The sequence below is a fragment of the Burkholderia sp. WTPI3 genome (genome assembly GCF_021483755.1).
Lineage (GTDB): Bacteria > Pseudomonadota > Gammaproteobacteria > Burkholderiales > Burkholderiaceae > Burkholderia.
On sequence record NZ_JAGIXF010000049.1, the window covers coordinates 1 to 26,044 of the forward strand.

The 26,044-nt window shown below is 67.7% G+C and carries 22 protein-coding genes and 3 pseudogenes; 16 read left to right on the forward strand and 9 right to left on the reverse strand.

From position 1 onward, the window contains the following. Window positions 1–184, reverse strand: a pseudogene (locus J7024_RS23810) (hypothetical protein); the annotation flags it as partial. A gap of 147 nt (window positions 185–331) precedes the next feature. Beyond that, window positions 332–1,060, reverse strand: coding sequence for a nitroreductase (locus J7024_RS23815; protein WP_124828136.1), 729 nt, complete (start codon window positions 1,058–1,060; stop codon window positions 332–334). A 228-nt stretch (window positions 1,061–1,288) separates the two neighbouring features. On the opposite strand from J7024_RS23815, the gene J7024_RS23820 reads away from it, so the two are divergent. The 10 genes from J7024_RS23820 to J7024_RS23865 all read left to right on the forward strand — a co-directional run bounded on the left by J7024_RS23820 (window position 1,289) and on the right by J7024_RS23865 (window position 12,632). Continuing rightward, complete coding sequence (locus tag J7024_RS23820; protein WP_124828135.1) at window positions 1,289–2,269, forward strand: AAA family ATPase; 981 nt, start codon at window positions 1,289–1,291, stop codon at window positions 2,267–2,269. Window positions 2,270–2,417: 148 nt separating this feature from the next. Beyond that, window positions 2,418–3,527: an NAD(P)/FAD-dependent oxidoreductase gene (locus J7024_RS23825; protein WP_124828134.1), complete on the forward strand. Its 1,110-nt coding sequence runs from the start codon at window positions 2,418–2,420 to the stop codon at window positions 3,525–3,527. A gap of 161 nt (window positions 3,528–3,688) precedes the next feature. Further along, window positions 3,689–4,000 (forward strand): high-potential iron-sulfur protein, encoded by a 312-nt coding sequence (locus J7024_RS23830; protein WP_124828133.1) that lies wholly within the window; start codon window positions 3,689–3,691, stop codon window positions 3,998–4,000. Between the two features lie 189 nt (window positions 4,001–4,189). Continuing rightward, a complete protein-coding gene (locus J7024_RS23835; protein ID WP_124828132.1) occupies window positions 4,190–5,497 on the forward strand; it encodes an MFS transporter in 1,308 nt (435 codons plus the stop codon). Window positions 5,498–5,807: 310 nt separating this feature from the next. Continuing rightward, window positions 5,808–7,436: an ABC transporter substrate-binding protein gene (locus tag J7024_RS23840; protein WP_124828131.1), complete on the forward strand. Its 1,629-nt coding sequence runs from the start codon at window positions 5,808–5,810 to the stop codon at window positions 7,434–7,436. 111 nt (window positions 7,437–7,547) lie between these two features. Beyond that, window positions 7,548–8,558 (forward strand): ABC transporter permease subunit, encoded by a 1,011-nt coding sequence (locus J7024_RS23845; RefSeq protein ID WP_124828130.1) that lies wholly within the window; start codon window positions 7,548–7,550, stop codon window positions 8,556–8,558. 4 nt (window positions 8,559–8,562) lie between these two features. Further along, window positions 8,563–9,480, forward strand: a complete 918-nt coding sequence (locus J7024_RS23850; protein WP_096508485.1) for an ABC transporter permease subunit — start codon at window positions 8,563–8,565, stop codon at window positions 9,478–9,480. Between the two features lie 2 nt (window positions 9,481–9,482). Next, a complete protein-coding gene (locus J7024_RS23855) occupies window positions 9,483–10,481 on the forward strand; it encodes an ABC transporter ATP-binding protein (protein ID WP_124828129.1) in 999 nt (332 codons plus the stop codon). Further along, on the forward strand, window positions 10,478–11,494 hold the full coding sequence (locus tag J7024_RS23860) for a peptide ABC transporter ATP-binding protein (RefSeq protein WP_124828128.1): 1,017 nt from the start codon (window positions 10,478–10,480) through the stop codon (window positions 11,492–11,494). Before J7024_RS23855 ends, J7024_RS23860 begins: the two co-directional genes overlap by 4 nt. Continuing rightward, window positions 11,487–12,632 carry a TraB/GumN family protein gene (locus J7024_RS23865; RefSeq protein WP_124828127.1) on the forward strand — a complete coding sequence of 382 codons (1,146 nt, stop codon included), beginning with the start codon at window positions 11,487–11,489 and terminating at the stop codon, window positions 12,630–12,632. Before J7024_RS23860 ends, J7024_RS23865 begins: the two co-directional genes overlap by 8 nt. A 545-nt stretch (window positions 12,633–13,177) precedes the next feature. Here J7024_RS23865 and pxpA read toward each other — a convergent pair. The 3 genes from pxpA to pxpB are packed head-to-tail and all read right to left on the reverse strand — an operon-like array spanning window position 13,178 to window position 15,718. Beyond that, window positions 13,178–13,942: a 5-oxoprolinase subunit PxpA gene (gene pxpA / locus J7024_RS23870; protein ID WP_175770374.1), complete on the reverse strand. Its 765-nt coding sequence runs from the start codon at window positions 13,940–13,942 to the stop codon at window positions 13,178–13,180. Window positions 13,943–13,997: 55 nt separating this feature from the next. Further along, entirely contained in the window at window positions 13,998–15,065 is a 1,068-nt protein-coding gene (locus J7024_RS23875; RefSeq protein ID WP_124828125.1) for a biotin-dependent carboxyltransferase family protein, read from the reverse strand. Continuing rightward, window positions 15,062–15,718 (reverse strand): 5-oxoprolinase subunit PxpB, encoded by a 657-nt coding sequence (gene pxpB / locus J7024_RS23880; RefSeq protein WP_234745541.1) that lies wholly within the window; start codon window positions 15,716–15,718, stop codon window positions 15,062–15,064. The genes J7024_RS23875 and pxpB overlap by 4 nt, the downstream gene beginning before the upstream one ends. A gap of 148 nt (window positions 15,719–15,866) precedes the next feature. On the opposite strand from pxpB, the gene J7024_RS23885 reads away from it, so the two are divergent. Continuing rightward, entirely contained in the window at window positions 15,867–16,379 is a 513-nt protein-coding gene (locus J7024_RS23885; RefSeq protein WP_096508492.1) for a winged helix DNA-binding protein, read from the forward strand. Between the two features lie 74 nt (window positions 16,380–16,453). Here the strand turns inward: J7024_RS23885 and J7024_RS23890 are convergent, their stop codons facing one another. Beyond that, window positions 16,454–17,062, reverse strand: coding sequence for a 5-formyltetrahydrofolate cyclo-ligase (locus tag J7024_RS23890; RefSeq protein ID WP_124828123.1), 609 nt, complete (start codon window positions 17,060–17,062; stop codon window positions 16,454–16,456). A gap of 8 nt (window positions 17,063–17,070) precedes the next feature. Here J7024_RS23890 and J7024_RS23895 point away from each other — a divergent pair, with 8 nt between their 5' ends. The 4 genes and pseudogenes from J7024_RS23895 (at window position 17,071) to J7024_RS23910 (ending at window position 22,005) form a co-directional block, all read left to right on the forward strand. Then, complete coding sequence (locus J7024_RS23895) at window positions 17,071–19,023, forward strand: lytic transglycosylase domain-containing protein (protein ID WP_124828122.1); 1,953 nt, start codon at window positions 17,071–17,073, stop codon at window positions 19,021–19,023. A gap of 57 nt (window positions 19,024–19,080) precedes the next feature. Further along, entirely contained in the window at window positions 19,081–20,040 is a 960-nt protein-coding gene (locus J7024_RS23900) for a complex I NDUFA9 subunit family protein (RefSeq protein WP_124828121.1), read from the forward strand. 54 nt (window positions 20,041–20,094) lie between these two features. Next, window positions 20,095–20,742: a glutathione S-transferase family protein gene (locus J7024_RS23905; protein ID WP_175751041.1), complete on the forward strand. Its 648-nt coding sequence runs from the start codon at window positions 20,095–20,097 to the stop codon at window positions 20,740–20,742. Beyond that, a pseudogene (locus tag J7024_RS23910) lies at window positions 20,739–22,005 on the forward strand (multifunctional CCA addition/repair protein). The gene J7024_RS23905 and the pseudogene J7024_RS23910 overlap by 4 nt, the downstream one beginning before the upstream one ends. 7 nt (window positions 22,006–22,012) lie before the next feature. On the opposite strand, the pseudogene J7024_RS23915 reads toward J7024_RS23910, so the two are convergent. Continuing rightward, window positions 22,013–22,826, reverse strand: a pseudogene (locus J7024_RS23915) (helix-turn-helix domain-containing protein). Window positions 22,827–23,205: 379 nt separating this feature from the next. Here J7024_RS23915 and J7024_RS23920 point away from each other — a divergent pair. Next, a complete protein-coding gene (locus J7024_RS23920; protein WP_175770372.1) occupies window positions 23,206–25,053 on the forward strand; it encodes a M24 family metallopeptidase in 1,848 nt (615 codons plus the stop codon). 70 nt (window positions 25,054–25,123) lie between these two features. Here the strand turns inward: J7024_RS23920 and J7024_RS23925 are convergent, their stop codons facing one another. Both J7024_RS23925 and flgM read right to left on the reverse strand, forming a co-directional pair. Then, window positions 25,124–25,564, reverse strand: coding sequence for a flagella synthesis protein FlgN (locus J7024_RS23925; RefSeq protein ID WP_124828117.1), 441 nt, complete (start codon window positions 25,562–25,564; stop codon window positions 25,124–25,126). A gap of 85 nt (window positions 25,565–25,649) precedes the next feature. Then, complete coding sequence (gene flgM / locus J7024_RS23930) at window positions 25,650–25,988, reverse strand: flagellar biosynthesis anti-sigma factor FlgM (protein WP_175796192.1); 339 nt, start codon at window positions 25,986–25,988, stop codon at window positions 25,650–25,652. Window positions 25,989–26,044: the final 56 nt, after the last annotated feature.

Sequence of the window (26,044 nt, forward strand, 5' to 3'; positions counted from 1 at the left end):
CGGACGGATAGCGATGGGTGTCGGTGCGGGTCTGACCCACGGTGGTGTGCTGCTGGAACGTGTCGATCGTCTGACCGTCGCGCACCACCTGGATTTCCCATGCGACGACGGCCGGTGCGGGGCTCTGCGCATGGGCCGCGAGCGCGACGCTCGCGAGCAGGACGGCCAGGCCGTGTTTCAGCATGAAACTTCTCCGGAAACGCGGGGATAGCGGGGAATGGACGCACATCTTACGCCCGATCGATTTCGATGGTGGTGTGACAGGGCGCGTCGCGACAGGTTCGTCGCACGATCCGGTCCTGATCGAAAGATCGGTGCGCGTCACGTGTTTTCAAGCCAGAAAGCGGGCGAACTCCGCAACGGGCGCGCGTTCGGTGACGAGGCGGTTTTCGATCGCGTCCGGATCCGCATGGCCGAGCGACATCCCGCAGACGAACTGTTCGTTGGCCGGCACGCCGAGATGTTCGGCGACGATCCGGTGAAACGGCACGAACGCGGCCTGCGGGCAGGTGTCGAGGCCGCGGGCGCGTGCGGCCGTCATCACGCCCTGCAGGAACATACCGCAGTCGAGCCATGCACCGTGCGTCATCACGCGATCGAGCGTGAAGAACAGCGCGACCGGTGCATCGAAGAAGCGGAAGTTGCGTGCGTGCTGCGCGTGCATGCGCGCCTTTTCGTCGCGCCCTATGTTCAACAGCCCGTACAGGTCCCAGCCGACCTTGCGGCGCCGGTCGATATACGGCGACACCCATTCACGCGGGTAGTAGTCGTATTCGGCGACGTATTTCTCGTCGCGGGCCGGATCCTCGTAGGCCGTCGTGAGCGCGGCCGCGAGCGCGTCGCGGGTCGCGCCGGTCGCTACATAGACGCGCCACGGCTGGATGTTGGTGCCCGACGGCGCGCGGCTCGCGGCTTCGAGGATCGCCTCGAGCGTGTCGCGCGGCACGGGAGTCGGCAGGAACGCGCGAATCGCGCGGCGCGATTTGAGCGCGGCGTCGACGGCATCGACCGTATGAGTGGCGTCGGTGTCGACGCGCGGGGAAGCGGCGGGGACGGACATCGGCATACCTTCGGAACGAGGCGTGCGGCGCCGCGCGGGCGCCGTCGGCGAAGCCGGCGCGAAGGCCGGTGAACTTTCGATGATACGCCGCGCCGCACGACGCTGCAGCGCGCGCGCGGTGTTAGCAGCAGACTCGGTCGGCTGCTTGCTTGCACGCGGATGCGGGATCGCTACACTGAAATCGTAAGGGTCTGATGGTTGTGTGACGGCAGCGGTAGCGAGGTTGGTATGACGACGGCGATGGTGAAACAGGAACTGGCGGTGGCGTCCTTCAGCACGGTGTACGACCTTGAACAGGTCGAGACGGCGCTGAACGATCTGAACGAAAGCGCGAGCGACGCACTGCGCGCGACCTACGAGCGGATGCTCAAGACCGGCAATCTGCGCTTTTGCGTGAAGCCGAACCGGATGCCGTCGTTCGACGAGATGGAAGACGCGCTGCCCAATTTCGTCGAGCCGCTCGGCGACGTGCGCAAGCAGGTCGCGCTGTGTCTCGAGACGGAGGACCGGCTCGAACTCATGCCGATACTGCTGCTCGGCCCGCCCGGCATCGGCAAGACGCATTTCGCGAAGGCGCTGGCGCAACTGCTCGGCACCGCGTACCACTACGTGCCGATGAGTTCGCTCACGGCCGGCTGGATCCTGTCGGGCGCATCGTCGCAATGGAAGAACGCGAAGCCCGGCAAGGTTTTCGAGGCGCTCGTCAACGGCAGCTACGCGAACCCGGTGATCGCGGTCGACGAAATCGACAAGGCCGGCAGCGACGCGCAATACGATCCGCTCGGTGCGCTGTACGCGCTGCTCGAGCACGATACCGCACGTGCGTTCGTCGACGAATTCGCCGAAGTGCCGATCGATGCGGGTAACGTGATCTGGATCGCGACCGCGAACGACGCGCACGCGATTCCGGAACCGCTGCTGAACCGGATGAACGTGTACGAGATCGCGCCGCCCGACGCGGCCGGCGCGCGCCGGATTGCGCAGACGATCTACGACGAGATCCGCTCGTCGCACGCGTGGGGGCGGCGCTTCCCCGCTACGCTCGACGACGACGCGCTCGACGTGCTGGCCGCGACGCCGCCGCGCACCATGCGTCGCGCGCTGCTGCATGCGTTCGGCGCCGCGCGGCTCGACGGCCGCGACGTGATCGCGCCGTCCGACATCCGCGCGGACGAGGGCGCGGCGAAGCGTCGGCCGATCGGATTCTGAGCCGGCGGCGGGCGTATCGGGGGCGTGGGCGACGCGCGGGGCATCCAGGCGCGCACGCAGGTGCCGATGCACATGCATTCTGCAAGCGGGCTAACCGGGACGTACAATTCCTTTCTCTCCCCTCGACGCGCTAGCGACGCGAAACGCCATGGAGCAGACGGATTGTGTGGTGATCGGCGCGGGTGTCGTCGGTCTCGCGATTGCTCGGGAACTGGCCGCACGCGGGCGCGAGACGATCGTGCTCGAGGCGGCCGACGCGATCGGCACGGGCACGAGTTCGCGCAACAGCGAGGTCATCCATGCGGGGCTCTACTACCCGCGCGGTTCGCTGAAGGCGACGTCGTGCGTGCACGGGCGCGATCTGCTGTACCAATTCTGCGACACGCACCACGTGCCGCATCGGCGCGTGGGCAAGTTGCTCGTCGCGACGAGCGCGGCGCAGGTGAAGCAACTGAAGGCGATCGCCGCGCGCGCGGCGGAAAACGGCGTGTTCGACCTGCTGCCGCTCACGCGTACGGATGCGCAGGCGCTCGAGCCCGCGCTCGAATGCGTGGAGGCGCTGTTCTCGCCCGCCACCGGTATCGTCGACAGCCATCAGCTGATGCTCGCGCTGCTCGGCGACGCGGAGCGCCACGGCGCGATGTACGCGCTGAAATCCCCGGTCGAGTCGATCGACGTGCTGCGCGGCGGCCGTTTCGTCGTACGCACCGGCGGCGACGCGCCGACCGAAATCGAGGCGGCATGCGTGATCAACAGCGCGGGCCTCGGCGCGCAGGCGCTCGCACGCCGCACGCGCGGGCTCGATCCGCGCTGGGTGCCGCCGCTCTATCTCGCGCGCGGCAACTACTTCAGCCTGTCCGGGCGCGCGCCGTTTTCGCATCTCGTCTATCCGATGCCCGACCGTGCGGGGCTCGGTGTGCACCTGACGCTCGACCTGGCCGGGCAGGCGCGCTTCGGCCCGGACGTCGAATGGGTCGACGCGCCGCGCTACGAAGTCGATCCGGCGCGCGCGCAGGCGTTCTATGCGTCGATTCGCGCATACTGGCCGGAATTGCCCGACGACGCGCTGCAGCCGGCCTATGCGGGGATCCGGCCGAAGCTCGCGGGGCCTGGCGAGCCGCCGGCCGACTTCATCGTGCAGGGCGCCGCGCAGCATGGCGTGCGGGGGCTCGTCAACCTGTTCGGCATCGAGTCGCCGGGGCTGACCGCATCGCTCGCGCTCGCGCAACGGGTGGGCGACATGACGTCGCACGCATGACGCACGTGGCCCGCAGCCGTGCGGGCCGGGCGTGCGAAATCCCGTGCGAAATCCCTTATTTCCGGCATTTCGGCGCGCACACTCATACGCTTGAGCGGTATTCTGTTGAACGGCTGACGTCAGAGCAGCTTTCAAACCAATAACGTTGGAGCGAGTCCCCCATGAAAACAACCCGTCGGAGTTTCCTGATTACGAGTATTGGTGCCGTGTCCGCGCTGGCGTTGTCGCGCGAAGCGCTGGCCGACGCGCCGATGTTGTCGGAAACGGATCCGACCGCCGTGGCGCTCGGCTACAAATCCGATGCCACGAAGGTCGACAAGGCGAAGTATCCGAAGTACGCAGCGGGCCAGGATTGCGCGGCCTGCATGCTGTACCAGGGCAAGAAGGGCTCGGCTTCGGGCCCGTGCGGCGCTTTCCCCGGCAAGCAGGTGTCGGCGAAGGGCTGGTGCAGCGCATTCTCGAAGATGGGCTGACGTCCGGCGGCATCGTGCGATGCCGCAATGTGGCGAAAACCGCAAAACGCCTGCCGTCGAAAGACGGCGGGCGTTTTTATTGCTTGAAAACGGTTCCGTCGCTTTCTACACTCGCTGCAAACCAGCGCGCCGCGTCACCCCGCGTGCCCGGACCGCTCCAGACGACGAATTCACGAGGACGAGGCACGCATGGCGACGATTGCGAATTCATCGAAAACGATCCGGCCCGAGCGTGCGCTGAACCGGCGCGCGGTGGCGGCAGCCGTGATCGGCAATGCGCTCGAGTGGTACGACTTCACGGTGTTCGGCTTCATGACGGTCGTGATCGCCGAGCTGTTCTTCCCGACGTCCAGTGAATATTCATCGCTGCTGCTGACCACCGCGACGTTCGGCGTCGCGTTCTTCATGCGCCCGATCGGCGGCATCGTGTTCGGCCTGTACGCGGACCGCGCAGGCCGCAAGGCCGCCCTGTCGCTCGTGATCCTGCTGATGACGGCCGGCATCTTCCTGCTCGCCGTTGCGCCGCCCTATGCGGCGATCGGCATCGGCGGTCCGATCATGATCGTGCTCGGCCGCCTGCTGCAGGGTTTCTCCGCCGGCGGCGAATTCGGCAGCGCGACGGCGCTGCTGATCGAGGCCGCCCCGTTCTCGAAACGCGGTTTCTACGGCAGCTGGCAGATGGCGAGCCAGGCTGCCGCGCTGCTGATCGGCGCGCTCGTCGGCGCGGCCGTCACGCGCGGGCTGTCGCCCGACGCGCTGCGCAGCTGGGGCTGGCGCGTGCCGTTCGTCCTCGGGCTCGTGATCGGCCCGATCGGCTTCTACATCCGCCGTCATCTCGCCGATTCCGAAGCGTTCCTGCATGCGCAACAAAGCGCGCGCCGCGCGACGCTCGGCGAAGTGTTCACGCGCCATCCGCGCGAAGTGCTGTGCGGGCTCGGCTCGGTGATCGCGCTGACCGTGACGATCTACGTGCTGATCAGCTATCTGCCGACCTTCGCGGTGAAGCAGCTGAAGCTGCCGTACGCGCAATCGTTCTACGCGGTGATCGTCGGCAACCTGCTGCTGATGGTGCTGTCGCCGATCGCGGGTGCATGGTCGGATCGCATCGGCCGCAAGGGGCTGTCGCTGTGGTCGCTCGTGCTGACGCTCGCGCTGATGTATCCGCTCTTCGCATGGCTCGACGCGGCGCCGAGCATCGGCCGGCTGGTCGCGGTGCAGGCCGTGCTGTCGGTCACGCTCGCGGGCTATTACGGGCCGTTCGGCGCGATGATCGCCGAGCTGTTTCCGGCGAACGTGCGCTCGACCGGGCTGTCGATCGCATACAACGTCGCGGTGATGCTGTTCGGCGGCTTCGGCCAGTTCATCGTCACGTGGCTGATCAAGGCCACGGGCACGCCGCTCGCGCCGACCTATTACGTGATGGCGGGGCTCGCGCTGTCGATCGTCGCGGTCGCGTTCGTACCCGCGCGCAGTGCGGATCTCGACGCGCCGGCGTGACGGTCGATTGCCGTTCCGCGATCGTTACGAAAGCGGCAACGATGGGCGGGGCGGTCGGAAAAATGCGTGACGCGCATTCGCATGCATGTATGAAATGTTTAGTTGTCGAAGGAAACATGCGCGGGATGAACGAAACGGTCGTTGGCGCGCGCAGAGGCACCTTTCGCGTGTGCAAAACATCCGCAAAAACCCGTGTTGGCGCGGCGAGAAGAGTTTTTTCTCCAGCTTGTTGCAGCATCGCTAGCTCAAGTAATATCCGCGTACCCGGCCCCCCGCGGGACCGGTTCCGATCTGGAGACCTGGAGGAAACATGGAATACAACCGTCTGTTGCACACCCTGCGTGTTACCGCCATGGCAGGCGTGGCAGCGGCATCGCTCGGCGTCGCGGGCTCTGCATTCGCACAGATCCCGAACAAAACGCTCGTCTACTGCTCAGAAGGCAGCCCGGCGGGTTTTGATTCCGCGCAATTCACGACCGGCGTCGATTTCACGGCGTCGACGTTTACCGTCTATAACCGTCTCGTCGAATTCGAACGTGGCGGCACCAAGGTCGAGCCGGGCCTCGCCGAGAAGTGGGACGTGTCGCCGGACGGCAAGGTCTACACGTTCCATCTGCGTCACGGCGTGAAGTTCCACACGACCGATTACTTCAAGCCGACGCGCGAGTTCAACGCGGACGACGTCGTGTTCACGTTCGAGCGCATGCTCGACCCGAACCAGCCGTTCCGCAAGGCCTACCCGGTATCGTTCCCGTACTTCACCGACATGGGCCTCGACAAGCTGATCACGAAGGTCGAGAAGGTCGATCCGTACACCGTGAAATTCACGCTGGCCCAGCCGAACGCGCCGTTCATCCAGAACATGGCAATGGAGTTCGCGTCGATCCTGTCGGCCGAATACGCGGATCAACTGATGAAGGCAGGCAAGGCCGCCGACATCAACCAGAAGCCGATCGGCACGGGCCCGTTCATCTTCCGCAGCTATACGAAGGACGCGACGATCCGTTTCGACGGCAATCCTGATTACTGGAAGAAGGGCGCGGTGAAGATCTCGAAGCTGATCTTCTCGATCACGCCGGATCCGGGCGTGCGCGTGCAGAAGATCAAGCGCGACGAATGCCAGGTGATGAGCTATCCGCGTCCGGCCGACATCGCGACGCTGAAGGCCGACTCGGGCGTCGACATGCCGTCGCAGCCCGGCTTCAACCTCGGCTACCTCGCGTATAACGTCGAGCACAAGCCGGTCGACAAGCTCGAGGTGCGTGAGGCGCTCGACATGGCGATCAACAAGAAGGCGATCCTCGAGTCCGTGTACCAGGGTGCAGGCCAGGCCGCGACCGCGCCGATGCCGCCGACCCAATGGTCGTACGACAAGAACCTGAAGATGCCCGCATACGACACCGCGAAGGCGAAGGCGCTGCTCGCGAAGGCAGGCTATCCGAACGGTTTCGACATCACGTTGTGGGCGATGCCGGTGCAGCGCGCGTACAACCCGAACGCCCGCCTGATGGCCGAGATGATCCAGGCCGACTGGGCGAAGATCGGCGTGAAGGCGAAGATCGTCACGTACGAGTGGGGCGAGTACATCAAGCGTGCGCACTCGGGCGAGCAGGACACGATGCTGATCGGCTGGACGGGCGACAACGGCGACCCCGACAACTGGCTCGGCACGCTGCTCGGCTGCGAAGCGATCAAGGGCAACAACTTCTCGCACTGGTGCTACAAGCCGTTCGACGACCTGATCCAGAAGGGTCGCACGACGACGGGCCAGGACGCGCGCACGAAGATCTACACGCAGGCCCAGCAGATCTTCGCGCAGCAGCTGCCGTTCTCGCCGATCGCGAACTCGACGGTCTACCAGCCGGTACGCAAGAACGTGGTCGACATGCGCATCGAGCCGCTCGGCTATGCGCGCTTCGACGGTGTCGGCGTGAAGTAATACGGCCCGTGTAAGCTGTCTACGAAGACCGGCCAACTCATCCGGCGGCGGGAGGCCAAAAGCTTCCCGTCGCCGGTCGCACATTTCCCACAAGAAAATACGAGACGCATCATGTTCAGATTCGTGTTGCGCCGCGTGGGCATGGTGATCCCGACTTTCATCGGCATCACCATCCTGGCGTTTGCGCTGATTCACCTGATACCGGGCGACCCCATCGAAGTGATGATGGGCGAGCGCGGCGTCGATCCCGCGATGCATGCGGAGGCGATGAAACGCCTCGGGCTCGACCAGCCGCTGCCCATGCAGTATCTCCACTACATCGGCCGTGCGCTGCACGGCGACCTCGGCACGTCGATCATCACCAACACGAGCGTCGCGGGCGAATTCTTCGCACGCTTCCCGGCGACCGTCGAGCTGTCGCTGTGCGCGCTCGTGTTCGCACTCGCCGTCGGCCTGCCGGCCGGCGTGATCGCCGCGCTGCGACGCGGCTCGATCGTCGATCACGGCGTGATGGGCACCGCGCTCACCGGCTATTCGATGCCGATCTTCTGGTGGGGGCTGATCCTCATCATGGTGTTTTCGTCGTACCTCGGCTGGACGCCCGTGTCCGGGCGCATCGCGGTCGAATACGACTTCCCGCATCCGACGGGCTTCATGCTGATCGACGCGCTGCTCGCGCCGGACGAAGGCTCGTTCAGGTCGGCGGTCAGCCATCTGATCCTGCCCGCGATCGTGCTCGGCACGATTCCGCTCGCGGTCATCGCGCGGATGACGCGCTCGTCGATGCTCGAAGTGCTGCGCGAGGACTACATCCGCACCGCCCGCGCGAAAGGGCTGTCGCCCGCGCGCGTGGTCGTCGTGCATGCGCTGCGCAACGCGCTGATCCCGGTCGTCACCGTGATCGGCCTGCAGATCGGCACGCTGCTTGCCGGCGCGGTGCTGACCGAAACCCTCTTTTCGTGGCCCGGTGTCGGCAAGTGGCTGATCGATGCGATCGGCCGCCGCGACTATCCGGTCGTCCAGGGCGGCATCCTGCTGATCGCGACGCTCGTGATCGTCGTGAACCTGATCGTCGACCTGCTGTACGGCGTGCTGAATCCGCGCATCCGCCACACGAGGTAATTCCATGAGCAATCTGCAAAATACCCTGCCGACCGAGTCCGCGCCGGCCGGCGGCCGTGCGCTCGCGCTGCGCGAGTTCTGGGCCAACTTCTCGCGCAACCGTGGCGCCGTCGGCGCCGGTATCGTCGTGCTCGTGCTGATCCTGGTCGCGCTCCTCGCGCCGCTGATCGCGCCGCACAGCCCGGTCGAGCAATACCGCGACTACGTGAAGATCCCGCCCGCATGGCTCGACGGCGGCAACTGGAAGTTCATCCTCGGCACCGACGAAGCGGGCCGCGACATCCTTTCGCGGCTGATGTTCGGCGCGCGGATGTCGTTCTGGATCGGCTTCGTGTCGGTCGTGCTCGCGCTGATCCCCGGCATCGTGCTCGGGCTGGTCGCCGCGTTCTTCCAGAAGTGGGCCGACACGCCGGTGATGCGCATCATGGACGTGCTGCTCGCGCTGCCGTCGCTGCTGCTCGCGGTCGCGGTCGTCGCGATCATCGGCCCGGGCCTCACCAACACGATGTTCGCGATCGCGATCGTCGCGCTGCCCGCCTACGTGCGTCTTACGCGCGCGTCGGCGCTCGGCGAACTGCAGAAGGAGTACGTGACGGCATCGCGCGTGGCCGGTGCCGGCACGCTGCGCCTGATGTTCTCGCAGGTGTTGCCCAACTGCACGGCGCCGCTGATCGTGCAGGCGACGCTCGGCTTCTCGTCGGCGATCCTCGACGCGGCCGCGCTCGGCTTCCTCGGCCTCGGCGTGCAGCCGCCGACCGCCGAGTGGGGCGCGATGCTCGCTTCCGCGCGCGACTACATCGACAACGCGTGGTGGATCGTCACGATGCCCGGCCTGTCAATCCTGATTTCGGTGCTCGCGATCAACCTGCTCGGCGACGGGCTACGCGACGCGCTCGATCCCAAACTGAAGCGGATGGCCTGACCATGAGCCAAGATCTACTGACTATCCGCAATCTCGCGGTGAACTTCAACGGCCTGCCCGCGGTCGACCGGATCAATCTGTCGATCGCGCCGGGCGAGGTGGTGGGCGTCGTCGGCGAATCGGGCTCGGGCAAGAGCGTGACGATGATGGCGCTGATGGGCCTGATCGACGCGCCGGGCAAGGTGACGGCCGACGAGGTGTCGTTCAACGGCGTGGACCTGCTGAAGGCGTCGCCGAAGGCGCGGCGCAAGATCGTCGGCAAGGACATCGCGATGGTGTTCCAGGACGCGCTGACGAGCCTGAACCCGAGCTACACGGTCGGCTACCAGATCAAGGAGGTGCTGAAGCTGCACGAAGGCCTGCGCGGCGACGCGCTGCACCGGCGCGCGCTCGAACTGCTCGACCAGGTCGGGATTCCCGACGCGAAGAACCGCATTACGTCGTTCCCGCACCAGATGTCGGGCGGGATGAACCAGCGCGTGATGATCGCGATGGCGGTCGCGTGCAACCCGAAGCTGCTGATCGCCGACGAGCCGACCACCGCGCTCGACGTGACGATCCAGGCGCAGATCATGGATCTGCTCGTGAAGCTGCAGAAGGAGCGCGGGATGGCGCTCGTGCTGATCTCGCACGACCTGGCCGTGGTGTCGGAAGTCGCGCAGCGCGTCGCGGTGATGTACGCGGGCGAGATCATCGAGACCAATCGCGTGCCGGACATCTTCCGTGCGCCGCATCATCCGTATACCGAAGCGCTGCTCGCCGCGATTCCCGAGCACAACAAGGGGGCACGTCGCCTTGCCGCATTGCCCGGCATGGTGCCGGGCCGCGATGATCGCCCGTCCGGGTGCCTGTTCGCGCCGCGCTGCAAGTACGTCGTCGACGATTGCCGCAAGGCGCGTCCGGCGCTCGATGCGCTCGCGCCGGGCAACGACGCGATGCGTGCGCGCTGCATCAAGCCGCTCAATGTTTCCAACCTCGACCTGACGGGCGGTGCACGATGAATGCAGTCAATCAAGCGCGTGCCACGCCGCACGACGAGGAAGCCGTGCTGGTGGCCGACCAGCTCGCAAAGCACTACACGGTGAAGCGCGGGATGTTCGGGCAGGGCACGGTGAAGGCGCTGAACGGCGTGTCGTTTTCGCTGAAGCGCGGCAAGACGCTCGCCGTCGTCGGCGAGTCGGGCTGCGGGAAATCCACGCTCGCGCGCCAGCTCACGATGATCGAGACGCCCACCGCGGGCAGTCTCATGATCGATGGCAAGAACGTCGCCGGCGCGAACCGCGAGACGGTCGCCGATCTGCGCCGCCGCGTGCAGATGGTGTTCCAGAACCCGTTCGCGTCGCTGAACCCGCGCAAGACCGTCGAGCAGACGCTCGCGGAGCCGCTCGAGATCAACACGAGCCTGACGGCTGCGGAACGCGCGCAGCGCGTCGCGCAGATCATGCGCACGGTCGGCCTGCGGCCCGAGCACGCGAAGCGCTATCCTCACATGTTTTCGGGCGGCCAGCGCCAGCGTGTCGCGATCGCGCGCGCGATGATCCTCGATCCGCGGATCGTCGTCGCCGACGAGCCGGTGTCCGCGCTCGACGTGTCGATCCAGGCGCAGATCCTGAACCTGTTCATGGATCTGCAGGAGCAGTTCAAGACGAGCTACGTGTTCATCTCGCACAATCTGTCGGTGGTCGAGCACGTTGCGGACGACGTGATGGTGATGTACTTCGGCAGCGTCGCCGAGCTTGGCGACAAGGCGACGATCTATGCACGGCCGCGCCATCCGTACACGCGTGCGCTGATGTCGGCGACGCCGGCGATCTTCGAGGAAGACCGCCGCGTGCAGATCAAGCTGCAGGGCGAACTGCCGTCGCCGCTCAATCCGCCGTCGGGCTGCGCGTTTCACCAGCGCTGCCCGTACGCGGTCGAGCGTTGTCGCGCCGAGGAACCGCAACTGCGCGACGTCGACGGACGCCGCGTGGCCTGCCATCGCGCCGAGGAGGTGGGGGAGGCGAATGCCTGATGTTCTGGCGGCGCGCGCGTCTGGCGTGCGCCGTTCGGGGGCTGGCAGCGCGCGAGTGATGCGCGCGTGCCGCAACGCACGGCGCTGGAGCGTGCGCACGGTCACGGGCGCGGCGCTGGCCGGCGCGTGCGTGGCCGCCAGCGTGCTGGTTCCCGTCGACGCCGCGCATGCCGAAGGGCGTGCGCCGGCAAGTTCGCCGATCCGGCCGTCGCAGGTTCCGCCGCCCGGCATGAACCTGCCGGGCTTCCATGGGCCGTCCGTGTCGAACGGGACGGTCGCGCGCGGCACCGTACGCGTGCAGCCGGCGCGCATGCCGTTCTACGTCGCGACCAAGGGCAAGGTCACGCTGTACGTGCTCGGCACGCTGCACACCGGCGACCCGGTCGACTATCCGAGTCAGCAGCCGTTCCGGCCGCGCATCCTCGCGGCGCTCGCCGCGTCGCCGACGCTCGCGCTCGAACTGTCGCCGGACGATCTGCTCGAGTCGCAGGACGACGTATCGAAGTACGGCGTGTGCCGCTATCCGTGCCTGCAGCGCCTGCTGCCCGAGCCGCTCTGGCAGCGGCTCGCGGCGCGCCTGCGCGGCAATCCGGCCGCGCTCGCCGAGATCCGCCGGATGCGGCCGTGGCTCGCGGCGCTCGTTGTCGAGACCTACGACTCGTTGTCGGCCGGCCTGCAGACCGAGTTCGGCACCGAGGCGCAACTGCAGAACGTCTATCTGAAGAAGAAGGGCGGCCGCGTGATCGGACTCGAGACGCTGGCCGAGCAGATGCGCGCGTTCACCGGGCTGACGCTGGCCGAGCAGCGCGAAATGCTCGCGCAGGACATGGTGCAGACCCCGGCGCAGAATGCCGACGACATCAAGTCGCTGCACCGACTGTGGCAAATTGGCGACGCCGACGCGATCTCCGCGTGGGCGGTCGCGAAGAGCGAACGGCTGGCCCGTTCGAAGGTGCTGTCGGCGTCGATCGACAACAAGATCCTGTACGAGCGCAACCGGCGCTTCGTTGCACGGATGACGGCAATCGCCGCGCCAAACCGGCCGCTGTTCGTTGCGATCGGCGCGCTGCATTTGGGCGGCCCGCGCGGCGTGCTCGAATTGTTGCGCCAGCAGGGATACCAGGTCGACGCGAACTGATCGCGCCCGTCTGCCGGCGCCGATCCTCCCCTGTTTGATTGACCGTGCGCACGCGGTGCGAGGCGCCTGCGCGGCCGTGCGGGCCGATAAGGAAAACCCTTGAATCGTCAGAAAATAGCGTTTAAAACGATTGACATCCGGTTCTGCCAATATCTATTCTTCACCCCACAAGTTGAAAAAATGAAAAGAATAGAAAAAGTTCTACGGGGTAGCAGAAATAAAGCGCGGGGTTAGCGCGTTGCCGGCACGTGATGTACGTGCCGGCCGCGGAGTGTCTGCATGTACGGCGGGGCCACCATCGTCGGACAACAAGAATGCATGCAGGCTGACTTGCGAATAAGCGACGTTCCGTCGTCCAACCGGGGTGAAGTGAATCGGGCGGCGGCGGACGTTTTTTAATCCGGAATAGTGTTCCGGTCGCCGTCGAAAGACGGTTTCGGGGGGCTGAATCGACAGACGGCGAAGCCGCGGCGATCAAGCCAACAGAAAAGCGCCACGAGGGCGCTTTTTTCTTTGATGCGGCGATTTTGCGGCGACGCGTTGCGTCATGCGCCTTCGTCGGCCTGAAGTGCGCCGGGCGCCACCAGCTCGACGCCGGCCGCTTCGAGCGCCGCGCGGATCCGCTGCGCGAACGCGAGCGCATGCGGGCCGTCGCCGTGCAGGCAGACAGTCTGCGCGTTGAGCGGCACCCACTCGCCGCTCACCGCGCGCACCTGCCGGTTGCGCACCATGTCGAGCGTGCGCGCGAGCACCGCGTCTTCGTCGTCGATCAGCGCGCCGGGCTGGCTGCGCGGCACGAGCGAGCCGTCCGCGCGGTAGCCGCGATCGGCGAACACTTCCTCCACCGCGGCCAGGCCCGCTTGCCGTGCGGCTGCGACGAACACGCTGTTCGCGAGTCCGAACACGGCGAGCGACGGATCGAAGTCGTGGATCGCTGACACCACCGCGTCGGCGATCATCGGATCGCGCGCGGCCTGGTTGTACAGCGCGCCGTGCGGCTTCACGTGAGCGATGCGGCCGCCTTCGGCCTGCGCGATCGCCGACAGCGCCCCGAGCTGATACAGCACGCCCGCGTAAATATCGCCGGGCGGCAGCTGCATTTCCTTGCGGCCGAAATTCTCCGGATCGTGAAAGCTCGGGTGCGCGCCGATCGACACGCCTTTCTGCACGGCCCAGCGCACGCAGTCGCGCATCGCATTGGCGCCGCCGGCATGCCAGCCGCACGCGATGTTGGCCGACGTGACGAGGTCGAGCAGCGCCTCGTCCGATCCGCATCCTTCGCCGAGATCGGCATTCAGATCGATTTCCATGAAGTTCCTCGTCCACTGAGTGCGTGGCACGTCCTCCGTCCAGCTACCGCCATTGTCACGCCGCGCGCGATTGCGTGCGGCGGCGCGTTTCCTCGCGCATCTCGATCGCGACGTCGATCTGACGCAGATAGGCACGTTCTGCGGTCAGTGCGGCGCGCGCGACGTCGGGTGTCGTCCGCACGAAGCGGATCGGCAGGTTGAGCCGCGCCTGTGCGAGTTTCCATAGATCCGCGCGGATCACCGTGCCGATCTTCGGATAGCCGCCGGTGGTCTGCGCGTCGTGCATCAGCACGATCGGCTGGCCGTTCGGCGGCACCTGGATCGTGCCGGGCAGCACCGCGTGCGACAGCAACTCGGCCGGCCGCTCGCGCACGAGCTCGGTGCCGGCGAGGCGATAGCCCATCCGGTTGCTGTTCGCGGTGACGAGCCATTCCTCGTCCCAGAACGCCTGCTGCGAATCGGCGGCGAACGACGCGTAGTCGGGGCCCGGCAGCACGCGCACGGGCATCGCCCACGGCGCATGCGCGGGGCGGTGGCGGCGCGGCGGTTCGTCGACGCGCACGAACGCGCACCACGCGGGCGCCTTCACGCCGAATTCGGGCGCGTCGGCCGCGAGGCAGCCGGCGCCGGCCGGCGGCACGCCGACCGGGAGCCGGTCGCCGTCGCGCAGCGCGCGGCCGCCGAGCCCGCCGAAACGCGACGCGAGATCGGTGCTGCGCGAGCCGAGCATCGGCAGCACGTCGATGCCGCCTGCGATGCACAGATAGCCGCGCATGCCGCGCTTCGCGGCCGGCAGCACGAGCGTCTGCCCGGCTTCGACCGGCAGGCTCCACCACGAATACACGGGCTTGCCGTCGAGCGTCGCGCCGAATTCGGTGCCGGTGATCGCAATGCGCGTCGCGCGCGTGAAGCGGAACGTAGCCGGGCCGATCGTGATTTCGACGGCAGCCGCGTCGGCGCGGTTGCCGACGAGCCGGTTGCCGACTTCGAGTGCGAGACCGTCGAGCGCGCCGCCCTGCGCGACGCCGAGATGGCGCGTGCCGCGGCGGCCGAGGTCCTGCACGGTCGACAGCGGGCCGGCCCGCAGCACCTCGACGGTGCCCGGTGCGGTGTTCTGGCTCATGTCGCGTCGACTCCGGCAATGGTGAAGCGCACGCGATCGCCGGGCAGCAGCAGCGCGGGCTGCTGCCGCGCCGGATCGAACAGCACGTGCGACGTGCGGCCGATCAGTTGCCAGCCGCCGGGCGAGGTGGCCGGGTAGATGCCGGTTTGCGCGCCGCCGATGCCGACCGAGCCGGCCGGCACTTCGAGCCGCGGCGCCGCGCGGCGCGGCGTGTGCAGCGACGCATCGAGGCCGCCGAGATAGGCGAAGCCCGGCTGGAAGCCGACGAAGAACACGACGTATGCGCCGGCCGCGTGACGCGCGACGACCTCGTCGACCGGCAGCCCCGTGTGCGCGGCCACGGCCGGCAGGTCGGGGCCGGCGGCGCCGCCGTATTCGACCGGGATCTCGACCGTCTGGCCGTCCGCGTGCTCGACGTCGGCCGTCTCCCACGCGTCGCGCAGCGCCGGTGTGAGCGAGTCGGCCGTCGCGGCGAGCGCGTCGAACACGATCGTCAGGTTGTTCATGCCGGGCACGACGTCGATCACGCCGGGCCACGCGCGAGCGACCTCGGCGACGGCCCAGACGCGGCGCTGGCAATCGAGCGTGGCGGGCGGCGGCACCTCGCAGACGAGGGCGGCATCGCCGAGCGGATAAATGCGGGGTAGCGTCATCGGACTGGCACGGTTCGAACGGCAATGTTAGCGCACATTGTCAATAAAATATCGATAACTTACCAATAAGCGTTTTTGCCTAGCTCGCATGCCGATGCTTCTGGCGTACACTCGGCACACCCTGACATCCTGCTTGCGCCGCCTTTCCATGAAGCGTCCTCCGACCAAGATCGTGTCATCCGAACACCTCGTTTCCGATTCGAGCGCGGAGCTGTCGGAACTCGAATACGGACTCATCATGGCCGGCAACGCGTTCAACCGATGGATGGTGCGCTGCATGTCGGCCGCCGGTGCGAAGGACATGACGGCGGTCGAAGTGTCGCTGCTGCATCACGTCAGCCATCGCGAACGCAAGAAGAAGCTGGCCGACATCTGCTTCGTGCTCAATATCGAGGATACGCACGTCGCGACCTATGCGCTGAAAAAACTGATCGCGCGCGGCTATGTGAAGAGCGAGAAGAACGGCAAGGAGGTGTTCTTCTTCGCGACCGACGCGGGCCGCGATCTGTGCCTGAAGTATCGGGAGGTGCGCGAGCACTGCCTGATCGAGACGCTGAAGGACAGCGGCCTCACCAACCAGCAGATCGGCGACGCGGCGCAACTGCTGCGCCATGCGTCGGGGCTCTACGACACGGCCGCGCGTGCGGCGGCATCGCTGTAAACGATTGCGAACGGAACGGCGCGTGGCGCCCGGCTGACGCGCGTGCGGCAACGGCCGCGGCGCCGCGCGCCGCGTCATCCGGCGGCCGGGTAGAGCGCGCCGTCGGTCACGATCCAGCACATCGCAAGATCGTGCGCTTCGGCCGGCAGCGCATCGACGCGGCATGCTTCGTACGCAATGCCGACCGTTACCGGCCGCGTGGCGCCCGGCCACACGGCGAGCGTGCGGTCGTAGTAGCCGCCGCCATAGCCGAGCCGGTAGCGCTGCAGGTCGAATCCCACACACGGAATCAACAATAGATCGGGTACGACGACGATCCCCGACGCCGGTTCCGGAATCCGGTGATGGCCTTCGCGCATCGGCGTCGCCGCATCCCACGCGTGGAACGCGAGCGGCGTATGGCGCTCGCCGATCACCGGCAGCGCCGCGCGGCGGCCCGCGCTTGCCGCGGACCATGCGAGCACCGCATCGCGGGCGTCGAACTCGCCCGGCAGTGGCCAGTAGAAGCCGACGGTGCGCGGCGCGAGCCGCTCGAGCAACTGGCGCAGCCGCGCGTCGAGCGCGGCGTTCGCGGCGGGCTGCGACGCGGCGTCGCGACGCGCGCCGGACAGCGTTTTGCGCAGCGCAACCTTCGGGTTCGGCACAGGGTTGCATGCTATGCTTTCGCTCACTTCGTGCTCCATTCAAAACGATGTCCAACAGCCTTTTCCGAGTATATCGCGCGGTCGCGCTGACGCTTTCGGCCGCCGCGCTCGTGGCGGGCACGGCGGCGTGCGCCGCACCGAGCGACGACACGCTGGCCGGGGACGACCAGATCTTCGTGCAGCTTCGCGAAGCCGCGCGCCGCAACGATGCCGCGAAGGCCGCGCAGCTCGCGTCGATGATCCCGAACTATCCGGTCCCGTCCTACGTCGAGTATTTCCAGATCAAGCCGCAGCTGTTCGATTCGTCGGGCCGCGCGCGCATCGATGCGCCCGACGCGCCCGTGCAGTCGTTCCTGCAGCGCTACGACGGCCAGGCGATCGCCGACCGTCTGCGCAACGACTACCTGCTCGTGCTCGGCGCCCGCCACGACTGGCGCGGCTTCGACGACCAGTACAAGCGCTTCGTGCTCGACGACGACACGCAGGTCAAGTGCTACGCGCTCGAGTCGCGCGCGGCGCGCGGCGAGAACGTCGCCGATGCGGCGCGTGCGCTGCTCGTCGAGCCGAAATACTACGGCGACGCCTGTGTCGACCTGATTACCGCGCTTACCGTCAACCAGCAGTTCACGAGCGACGACGTGTGGCAGCAGGCGCGCCTCGCGTTCGAGCAGAACTACACGTCGCTCGGCGGCAAGATCGTCGACGCGCTCGGCCCGCGCCCGGTCGGCTTCGACCAGGCGACGAGCGCACCGCCGCTGTACCTCGCGCGCGGCGTCGGCCCGGACGCGGTCTCGCACCAGCTCGCACTGATCGCGCTCGGCCGCATGGCGCGCAACGATCCGGACGCGGCGGCGGGGATGCTGACGTCGGTTGCCGCGTCGCTGACGAAGCAGGAGCAGGCGATCGGATGGGGGGCGATCGGCTATCAGGGCGCGCTCAAGCGCTCGCCGCTCGCGTCGGTCTGGTATGCGAAATCCGCGAACGCGCCGCTGTCGAACCCGGGCTACGAATGGCGCACGCGTGCCGCGCTGCTCGCCGGCAACTGGCCGATGGTGCGCTGGTCGATCGAGCAGATGCCGCCGTCGCTGCGCGACGATCCGGCGTGGATCTACTGGCATGCGCGCGCGCTCAAGCAGAGCGGCGACACGCTGCAGGCGAACCAGGAATTCGAGCAGGTCGCCGGCCAGTTCAACTTCTACGGGCAGCTCGCCGGCGAAGAGCTGGGCCAGCGCACGACGATCCCGCCGCGCACCAAGGTGAGCGATGCCGAGGTCGACGCGATGAGCAGGATCCCGGGCTTCGCGCTCGCGCAGCGCTTCTATGCGCTGAACCTGCGTCTCGAAGGCAACCGCGAATGGAACTGGCCGCTGCGCGGGATGACCGATCGCCAGCTGCTCGCGGCCGCCGAATACGGCAAGCGCATCGACCTGCTCGACCGCACGGTCAACACCGCCGACCGAACGAAGGCCGAGCACGACTTCACGCTGCGCTACCCGTCGCCGTACCGCGACATCGTCGAGCGCTACGCGCGCTCGACGGGCCTCGACGTCGAATGGGCGTACGGGCTGATCCGTCAGGAGTCGCGCTTCATCACGACCGCGCGCTCGTCGGTCGGTGCGGGCGGCCTGATGCAGCTGATGCCGGCGACGGCCCAGATGGTCGCGAAGAAGCTCGGGCTTGGCCCGATCACGCGCGCGCAGATGCACGACATCGATACCAACATCCAGCTCGGCACCTGGTATCTGTCGGACATCTACAACAACTTCGACAGCTCGCCGGTGCTCGCCACCGCGGGCTACAACGCGGGCCCGGGCCGGCCGCGCCAGTGGCGCCAGGTGTTGACGCAGCCGGTCGAAGGCGCGATCTTCGCGGAGACGATCCCGTTCAACGAGACGCGCGACTACGTGAAGAACGTGCTGTCGAACACCGTGTATTACGCGGCGCTCTTCGAGGGCAAACCGCAGTCGTTGAAGAAACGTCTAGGCATGATCTCGCCCTGATCCGCAATCTTCACACTGCCGCGCGAGACGCGGCAGTGCTCTTTTGAGGTCCACGACATGGATGGCCAGACCGTCGCGCTGCTGGGCGGCACCGGCTTCATCGGCAGCCGGCTCGTCAATGCGCTGATCGACGCCGGCAAGCGGGTGCGCATCGGCACGCGGCGACGCGAGCACGCGCGCCACCTGCAGATGCTGCCGGTGGAAATCGTCGAGCTCGACGCACTCGATACGCGCACGCTGGCCCGTTTCGTGGCCGGCGCGCACGCGGCGATCAACCTGGTCGGCGTGCTGCACGGCGGCCGAGGCACGCCGTACGGGCCGGGCTTCGAGCGTGCGCACGTCGCGCTGCCGGCCGCGCTGGCCGCCGCATGCATCGAGGTCGGCGTGCGGCGCGTGCTGCACATGAGCGCGCTCGGCGCGGATTCGCACGGCGCGAGCATGTACCAGCGCTCGAAGGGCGACGGCGAGGCCGCGCTGCATGCGGTCGCGGCGACCGATTCGCTCGCGGTGACGATCTTCCGGCCGTCGGTCGTGTTCGGCCCCGGCGACGCGTTCCTCAACACGTTCGCGAAGCTGCAGCGCACGGTGCCCGTGCTGCCGCTCGCGATGCCCGATGCGCGCTTCCAGCCCGTATTCGTCGGCGACGTCGTGCGCGCGTTCGTCAACACGCTCGATCTCGCGGCCGCGCATGGCAAGACCTACGAACTCGGCGGCCCGACCGTCTACACGCTCGAGCAACTGGTGCGCTATTGCGGCACGCTGGTCGGCCGGCAGGCACGCATCGTGCGGCTGCCCGACGCGCTCGCGCGGCTGCAGGCGCGCGTGTTCGAATGCCTGCCCGGCGAGCCGGTGATCACGCGCGACAATCTCGCGTCGATGTCGGTGCCCAACGTGCTGTCCGGGCCGCTCGCGCCGGAACTCGGGCTGTCGCCCGCGAGTCTCGAAAGCATCGCACCCGCGTACCTCGGCAACGCCGCGCAGCGTTCGCGCTTCGACTGGTTCCGCTCGCGCCGCTAGGGCGCCGCACGCGGCCGCTTCGTTCTTCACTTTTGCGCTTTTCGGAACCCCGCCATGAAACTCGTCATTGGAGACAAGAACTACTCGTCATGGTCGATGCGGCCGTGGCTGCTGCTCGCGCACTTCGGCATCCCGTTCGACGAGATCGCGATCGAGCTGCGCCGCGACGACACCGCCGCGCGCATCCGCGAGTATTCGCCGTCCGGCAAGGTGCCGTGCCTGATCGACGACCACGGCGCCGCGATCTGGGATTCGCTCGCGATCGCCGAGACGCTCGCCGAGCGCTATCCGCACTTGCCGATGTGGCCGGCCGATCCGCTGCAGCGCGCGCATGCACGCTGCGTTTCGGCCGAGATGCATTCGGGCTTCGCCGCGGTGCGCACGCAGATGGGGATGAACGTGCGTGCGTCGATGCCCGGGCGCGGCGCGACGCCCGACGCGCTTGCCGACGTCGCGCGCATCGACGCGCTGTGGAGCGCGTGCATCGAGGCCTCGGGCGGGCCGTTCCTGTTCGGTGAATTCGGGATCGCCGACGCGATGTATGCGCCCGTCGTGATGCGCTTCAACACGTATGCGCCGGCGCTGTCGCCGGAGGCGGCAGGCTACGCGGCGCGCGTGACGGCGCTGCCGGCGGTGCAGCGGTGGATCGATGCCGCGCGCCGCGAAACCAACATGATTGCCGAATACGAACCCCAGCCATGAACATCTACGCAGTAGGCGGAGCGATCCGCGACGAATTGCTCGGCGAGCCGGTTCAGGACCGCGACTACGTGGTGGTGGGCGCCACGCCAGAGCAGATGGCCGTGCAGGGCTTCCGGCCGGTCGGCAAGGATTTCCCCGTGTTCCTGCATCCGGACACGCAGGAGGAATACGCGCTGGCGCGCACCGAGCGCAAGACGGCGGCCGGCTATCACGGCTTCCAGTTCTACTACGCGCCGGACGTAACGCTTGAAGAGGATCTGGCGCGGCGCGACCTGACGATCAATGCGATGGCGCGCGAGGTGAGCCCGGAGGGCGCGCTGGTCGGCCCCGTGATCGACCCGTTCGACGGGCAGGCCGACTTGCGCGCGCGCGTGTTCCGGCACGTGAGCGACGCGTTCGTCGAGGATCCGGTGCGAATCCTGCGGATCGCGCGCTTCGCCGCGCGCTTCGCGGATTTCACGATCGCGGACGAAACACTCGCGCTGATGCGGCGGATGGTCGATGCGGGCGAGGTCGATGCGCTGGTGCCCGAGCGCGTGTGGCAGGAGATCGCGCGCGGGCTGATGGAAGCGAGACCGTCGCGGATGTTCGCGGTGCTGCGCGAGTGCGGCGCGCTCGCGCGCATCGTGCCTGAAGTCGACGCGTTGTGGGGCGTGCCGCAGCGCGCCGACTACCACCCGGAAGTCGACACGGGCGTGCATGTGATGATGGTCGTCGACTATGCGGCGAAGCAGGGCTATTCGCTGCCGGTGCGCTTCGCGGCGCTCACGCACGATCTGGGCAAGGCGACGACCCCCGCAGACATACTGCCGCGCCACGTCGGCCACGAAGGCCGCAGCGTCGACCTGCTCAAGCCGTTGTGCGAGCGGCTGCGCGTGCCGAACGAATGCCGCGATCTCGCGCTGGTGGTCGCGCGCGAGCACGGCAACCTGCATCGCGTGATGGAGATGGGCGCGGCCGCGCTGGTGCGGTTCTTCGAGCGCAGCGACGCGCTGCGCAAGCCGGCGCGCTTCGCCGAGATGCTGCAGGCATGCGAATCGGATGCGCGCGGCCGGCTCGGGCTCGAGACCCAGCCGTATCCGCAGGCGGAGCGGCTGCGCGTGGCGCTGGTGGCTGCGCGCAGCGTCGACGCAGGCGCGATCGCGCGCAGGGTCGGCGGCGACGCGCTGCAGATCAGGACCGTGCATCGTGCACGCGTCGAGGCCCGTCAAACAGGCGCTCGCGATCGCCGAATGGGAATTGGGCGGGCCGGGGCGGCCGTAGCACCACGTTATTTCTTCGCGCAGGCTGCGGCGCGGCGGGCCGGTGTGGCGGCGGCCCGGGCGTTTACCGGCGTGCGTGCGCGGTTTCGCGGCAGGCAGTTGTTCCGCGGCTCGGGCCGGTTTGCCGGCGGGCGCCGCGGCCTGCGCGTCGCGCTCGCGTCCGGCGGCCGGTTCGCGCCGGCTCACGCGCGGCTCGCCGGGCGCCGCGCCGGCATCGTGCCCGGCCGGCCTGATACCCGGCGTCGCCGATACGAGTTCGGCGCAGCGGTCGTCGAAGAGCGGCAGCGTGCCGACCGCGATCAGCTCGGCGGGCCCGTCGCCGACGTTCGTGACGCGATGGCGCTTGCGCGCGTCGAAGTGCAGCGAATCGCCGGGCGCGAGCGGGTAATCCTGCTTGCCGATCGTGTAGCAGAGCCGGCCGGTCAGCACGTACACGAACTCGTCGCCGCCGTGCGAGACCCATTCCGACCGGTAGCCCTCCATCATCCGGACCTTCAACGCGTTAATCTGGCTGCCGTCGAAGGTGGTGGACAGCCGCTCGTACCATTGCGACATCGCGTCGACCGCGTATGGTTCGCGGCTGCCCTCGTGCGAGTCGGGCTGTGCCTGGCGCGGCTGGTCGATCAGCGCGCCGAGCGGCACGTTCAGCGCCTTCGCGACGTTGACGAGCGACGACAGGGAGATGCCCGTGAGATGGCGCTCGACCTGGGACAGGAATCCGACCGACAGATTGGCTTCGGTCGCGACTTCCAGCAGCGTCTTCTTCGCTTCCCGGCGCAGGCGCCGAATGCGCTGGCCGATACGCATGATGTCTGAATCCATGAATCTCTTTCGTGACAACGAGTCGGAAGGCGGGCGGAGGGGCGGTGCAGTCGCCGGGCCGTTGTTTTGACGCGAATCGCACGAAACATGGCCGTCCGGCCGACGATGCCGGCGCATTGTACCGTCGGCATCTACCGCGCGGCATGCCGCGCCGGCAATTTTAGCGCCACCAAAATTTTAGCTTGACCTCAATTTCGGCGTGCTCTAGATTCTGTCGCGCTGCATCAGGAATTTTAGTGAGACAAAAATTCCGGGCCTGGCCGCGCGACCGACGCGGCGGGCGGCCCGACGGTGCGCCGGATGCATGCCACGCTGCATGTCGTCCGCGTATCGCATTGCGCCGCGGGCGGCCGATAACAACGAATCACGCGAGCATCCGATGATCGATCGACTGAAATACAACTTCTCCGGCCTTCCCCCGTACGATGCCTCCGTCGCCGACGCGCAGGCGGGCCTGTCGCGCGTGCTCGATGCGCTGCGGCTCGACGCCGTGGTCGTCACGTCGCAGGACGAATACATCACCGAATACCTGCCGCGCCGCAACAATCCGCGCTATGCGCTGTCGGGTTTCGATGGCTCGGCCGGCTGCGGGCTGTTCCTGAGCGACGCGGCCGCGCGCGCGCTCGACGTGCCGCGCTTCGTGCTGTTCGTCGACGGCCGCTATCACCTGCAGGCCGAGCAGCAGTGCGATCCGGCACGCGTGCACATCGAGAAGCTCGGCATGAACGTGACGATCTGGCAGGCGCTGGCCGACTGGCTGGTCGCGGGTGCGGGCCGGCTCGAACGAATCGGCTACGACGCGCTGCGGATCAGCGCCGGGCAGCGCGACCGGCTGGTCGAGCAGACCCGGGCCGCGCGGCTGGAATGGGCGAGCCTCGTCGAGCGCGAGATCGACCGCGCGATCGCGCTGCCCGGCTGGGTGGTCGAGCGGCCGATCTTCGAGCTGCCGGAAGCCACGACCGGCGCGAGCGTCGCGCAGAACCTCGCCACGCTGAACGCGCGGCTCGCCGCGCACACCGGCTCGGCGCACGGCAAGACCGCGTTCTTCACCTGCGCATCGGACGACCTCGCGTATCTGCTGAACAGCCGCGGCTATCACATTCCGAATGCGTCGTCGCACCTGGGCTTCCTGTTCGCGATCGGCGAGCAGATTGCGCTGTTCCTGCCCGAAGGCTGCGACCGGTGCCCGGTCGAGCTGGCGTCGTATCCGGCGCTGCACGTGATCCGGCGCGACTTCGCCGAACTCGAGCGCTTCCTCGCGCCATGCGCGGTCGATCACGTGTGCTACGGCTTCGAATCGGTCAACTGCGCGCTCGTCGAGTCGGTGAGCCGCGTGTGGCCGCAGGCGCGCCACGCCGATTTCAATCCGGTCGAGGCGATGCGCGCCAGCAAGACGCCGGCGGTGCTCGACCGCTTCCGCGATGCGTTCGCGCGCAGTTCGGCGGCAATCGCCGAGACGATGCGCTGGGCGAAGGCCGGCGAGCCGGGACGAAACCCGACCGAATACGATCTCGCGCGCAGGATCAACGACGCGTACGGCGCACGCTCGGCGCTCGCGCTGACGTTCCCGTCGATCGCCGCGAACGGCGCGAACAGCGCGTTCGCGCACTACACGGCGGCGAGCGCCGACGTCGGGCTGACCGAAGGCGAACTGGTGCTGCTGGATAGCGGCGCGTACTACGACGCCGGCTTCGCGACGGACTGCACGCGCGTCGTGCTGCGCCGAACGCGGGCGGAGACGGTGGCGCAGCCGTGGCAGCGCGAGATCTACACCGTCGCGCTGAAGGCCTGCATCGAGGGGCTCGTCACGCGCTTCCCGAAAACGGCGACGGGCGACGACGTCGATGCGACCGTGCGGCAGGTATGCCGCGACCACGGCTACGATTTCGGTCATGGCACCGGGCACGGCGTCGGGATTCACGTGCACGAAGGCGGCGTGCGGTTCGCTCCGGGCGCGAAGTACGGGCTGGTGCCGAATGCGGTGATTTCGGTCGAACCGGGCATCTACGTGCCGGGCAAGGGCGGCGTGCGGATCGAGAACATCGTGATCGTGCACGCGGACGACGCGTCGGATACCGTCGCGTTCGAGAACATCGTGACGGTCGGCTACGACTGGGACCTGATCGATCTCGAACTGCTGGACGACGACGAGCGCGCTTATCTGCGCGACTACGAACGACTTTGCGTGGAACGCGGCACGCAGGTCACTGCATGTCCGCTGCTGTGAGGGGGGGAGTCAGGCGGGAGACGGCGCGCGGCGACTGGATCACCGCGCGGCCCGTTTGCGCATCGGCACGTCAGCGCATCAGCGCCGACACGCGCCCGTCGGGCCCGTAGACGCCGCTCGGCGCGGGCGCCGAGCGCAGCACCGCAAGCGCGCGCTCGTTGTAGTCCATCCGGATCCGGATCAGCATCCCGTTGTTCGCATTGGCCTGGCGCGCGCGTTCGGCGGCCTGCAGCAGCAACTGCCAGCGGCCGGCGAGGCGGGCATCGCGCTCGGCGGCCTGGTCCATCCCTTTCTTGCCGGCCGGAAAGCCGAGCGCGGACAACTGCGTGTCGCGCGTGCGTTCGAGCAGCGCGAGCCGGTCGAGCAGCGCGGTTTTCTTCTCGACGATGCCGGGCAGCATGTCGAGCGGCTCGGGAGTCGTCAGCGCCTTTTCCTCGTAGGCGAGCAGCGACGCGAACGCCTCGACCGTCGCGTGTTCGTCGTTGATCGTGGCCAGCAGCTCTTCTCTCATCGCGTCATGCTCGTCGCGCCGGCGCGCGTGTCGGCGCACCGGCAAACCGGGGGACCGGCCGGGGCGTGACAGGCCCCAATCCGGCTCAGTTGCCCTGCGGTCGCTGCTGTTGCAGCAGGTCGCGGGCGGTATTCAATACACCGTCGGCAATCTTGTTCACGTCGACCGTCAGCGTGCCGTTGTTCAGCGCGTCCTTGATCGACTGGACGAGTGCCGTGTCGATGTCGGCGTTGCCCGATGCCGACAGCGAGCGCAGCTGGCCGGACAGACCCGACAGGTTCACGGTCGTGTCGCCGCCGGTCGACCCTGCGTCGGCCGCCTGCGCGGACGTCGACGAAGCCGCGCCGGATTGCGCGCGGGTCGCGCCGTTGCCGGTCGGCGCAAGTGGGCTCGGGCTCGGGTTCGGAGTGGAGTCGATCTTCACGATGGGTTTCCTGTACGGTTTGACCCAGATAACGGCCGGGCCGGCCCGAACTTTAG

Excerpts from the sequence above, each read along its gene's own strand:
- J7024_RS23830 (WP_124828133.1), top strand. The coding sequence starts at position 3,689 with ATGAAAACAACCCGTCGGAGTTTCCTGATTACGAGTATTGGTGCCGTG.
- J7024_RS23850 (WP_096508485.1), top strand. The coding sequence starts at position 8,563 with ATGAGCAATCTGCAAAATACCCTGCCGACCGAGTCCGCGCCGGCCGGC.
- J7024_RS23885 (WP_096508492.1), top strand. The coding sequence starts at position 15,867 with ATGAAGCGTCCTCCGACCAAGATCGTGTCATCCGAACACCTCGTTTCC.
- J7024_RS23825 (WP_124828134.1), top strand. The coding sequence starts at position 2,418 with ATGGAGCAGACGGATTGTGTGGTGATCGGCGCGGGTGTCGTCGGTCTC.
- J7024_RS23860 (WP_124828128.1), top strand. The coding sequence starts at position 10,478 with ATGAATGCAGTCAATCAAGCGCGTGCCACGCCGCACGACGAGGAAGCC.
- J7024_RS23840 (WP_124828131.1), top strand. The coding sequence starts at position 5,808 with ATGGAATACAACCGTCTGTTGCACACCCTGCGTGTTACCGCCATGGCA.
- pxpA (WP_175770374.1), bottom strand. The coding sequence starts at position 13,942 with ATGGAAATCGATCTGAATGCCGATCTCGGCGAAGGATGCGGATCGGAC.
- J7024_RS23895 (WP_124828122.1), top strand. The coding sequence starts at position 17,071 with ATGTCCAACAGCCTTTTCCGAGTATATCGCGCGGTCGCGCTGACGCTT.
- J7024_RS23875 (WP_124828125.1), bottom strand. The coding sequence starts at position 15,065 with ATGAGCCAGAACACCGCACCGGGCACCGTCGAGGTGCTGCGGGCCGGC.
- J7024_RS23845 (WP_124828130.1), top strand. The coding sequence starts at position 7,548 with ATGTTCAGATTCGTGTTGCGCCGCGTGGGCATGGTGATCCCGACTTTC.
- J7024_RS23905 (WP_175751041.1), top strand. The coding sequence starts at position 20,095 with ATGAAACTCGTCATTGGAGACAAGAACTACTCGTCATGGTCGATGCGG.
- pxpB (WP_234745541.1), bottom strand. The coding sequence starts at position 15,718 with ATGACGCTACCCCGCATTTATCCGCTCGGCGATGCCGCCCTCGTCTGC.
- J7024_RS23900 (WP_124828121.1), top strand. The coding sequence starts at position 19,081 with ATGGATGGCCAGACCGTCGCGCTGCTGGGCGGCACCGGCTTCATCGGC.
- J7024_RS23925 (WP_124828117.1), bottom strand. The coding sequence starts at position 25,564 with ATGAGAGAAGAGCTGCTGGCCACGATCAACGACGAACACGCGACGGTC.
- J7024_RS23815 (WP_124828136.1), bottom strand. The coding sequence starts at position 1,060 with ATGTCCGTCCCCGCCGCTTCCCCGCGCGTCGACACCGACGCCACTCAT.
- J7024_RS23890 (WP_124828123.1), bottom strand. The coding sequence starts at position 17,062 with ATGGAGCACGAAGTGAGCGAAAGCATAGCATGCAACCCTGTGCCGAAC.
- J7024_RS23855 (WP_124828129.1), top strand. The coding sequence starts at position 9,483 with ATGAGCCAAGATCTACTGACTATCCGCAATCTCGCGGTGAACTTCAAC.
- J7024_RS23835 (WP_124828132.1), top strand. The coding sequence starts at position 4,190 with ATGGCGACGATTGCGAATTCATCGAAAACGATCCGGCCCGAGCGTGCG.
- J7024_RS23820 (WP_124828135.1), top strand. The coding sequence starts at position 1,289 with ATGACGACGGCGATGGTGAAACAGGAACTGGCGGTGGCGTCCTTCAGC.
- J7024_RS23920 (WP_175770372.1), top strand. The coding sequence starts at position 23,206 with ATGATCGATCGACTGAAATACAACTTCTCCGGCCTTCCCCCGTACGAT.
- J7024_RS23865 (WP_124828127.1), top strand. The coding sequence starts at position 11,487 with ATGCCTGATGTTCTGGCGGCGCGCGCGTCTGGCGTGCGCCGTTCGGGG.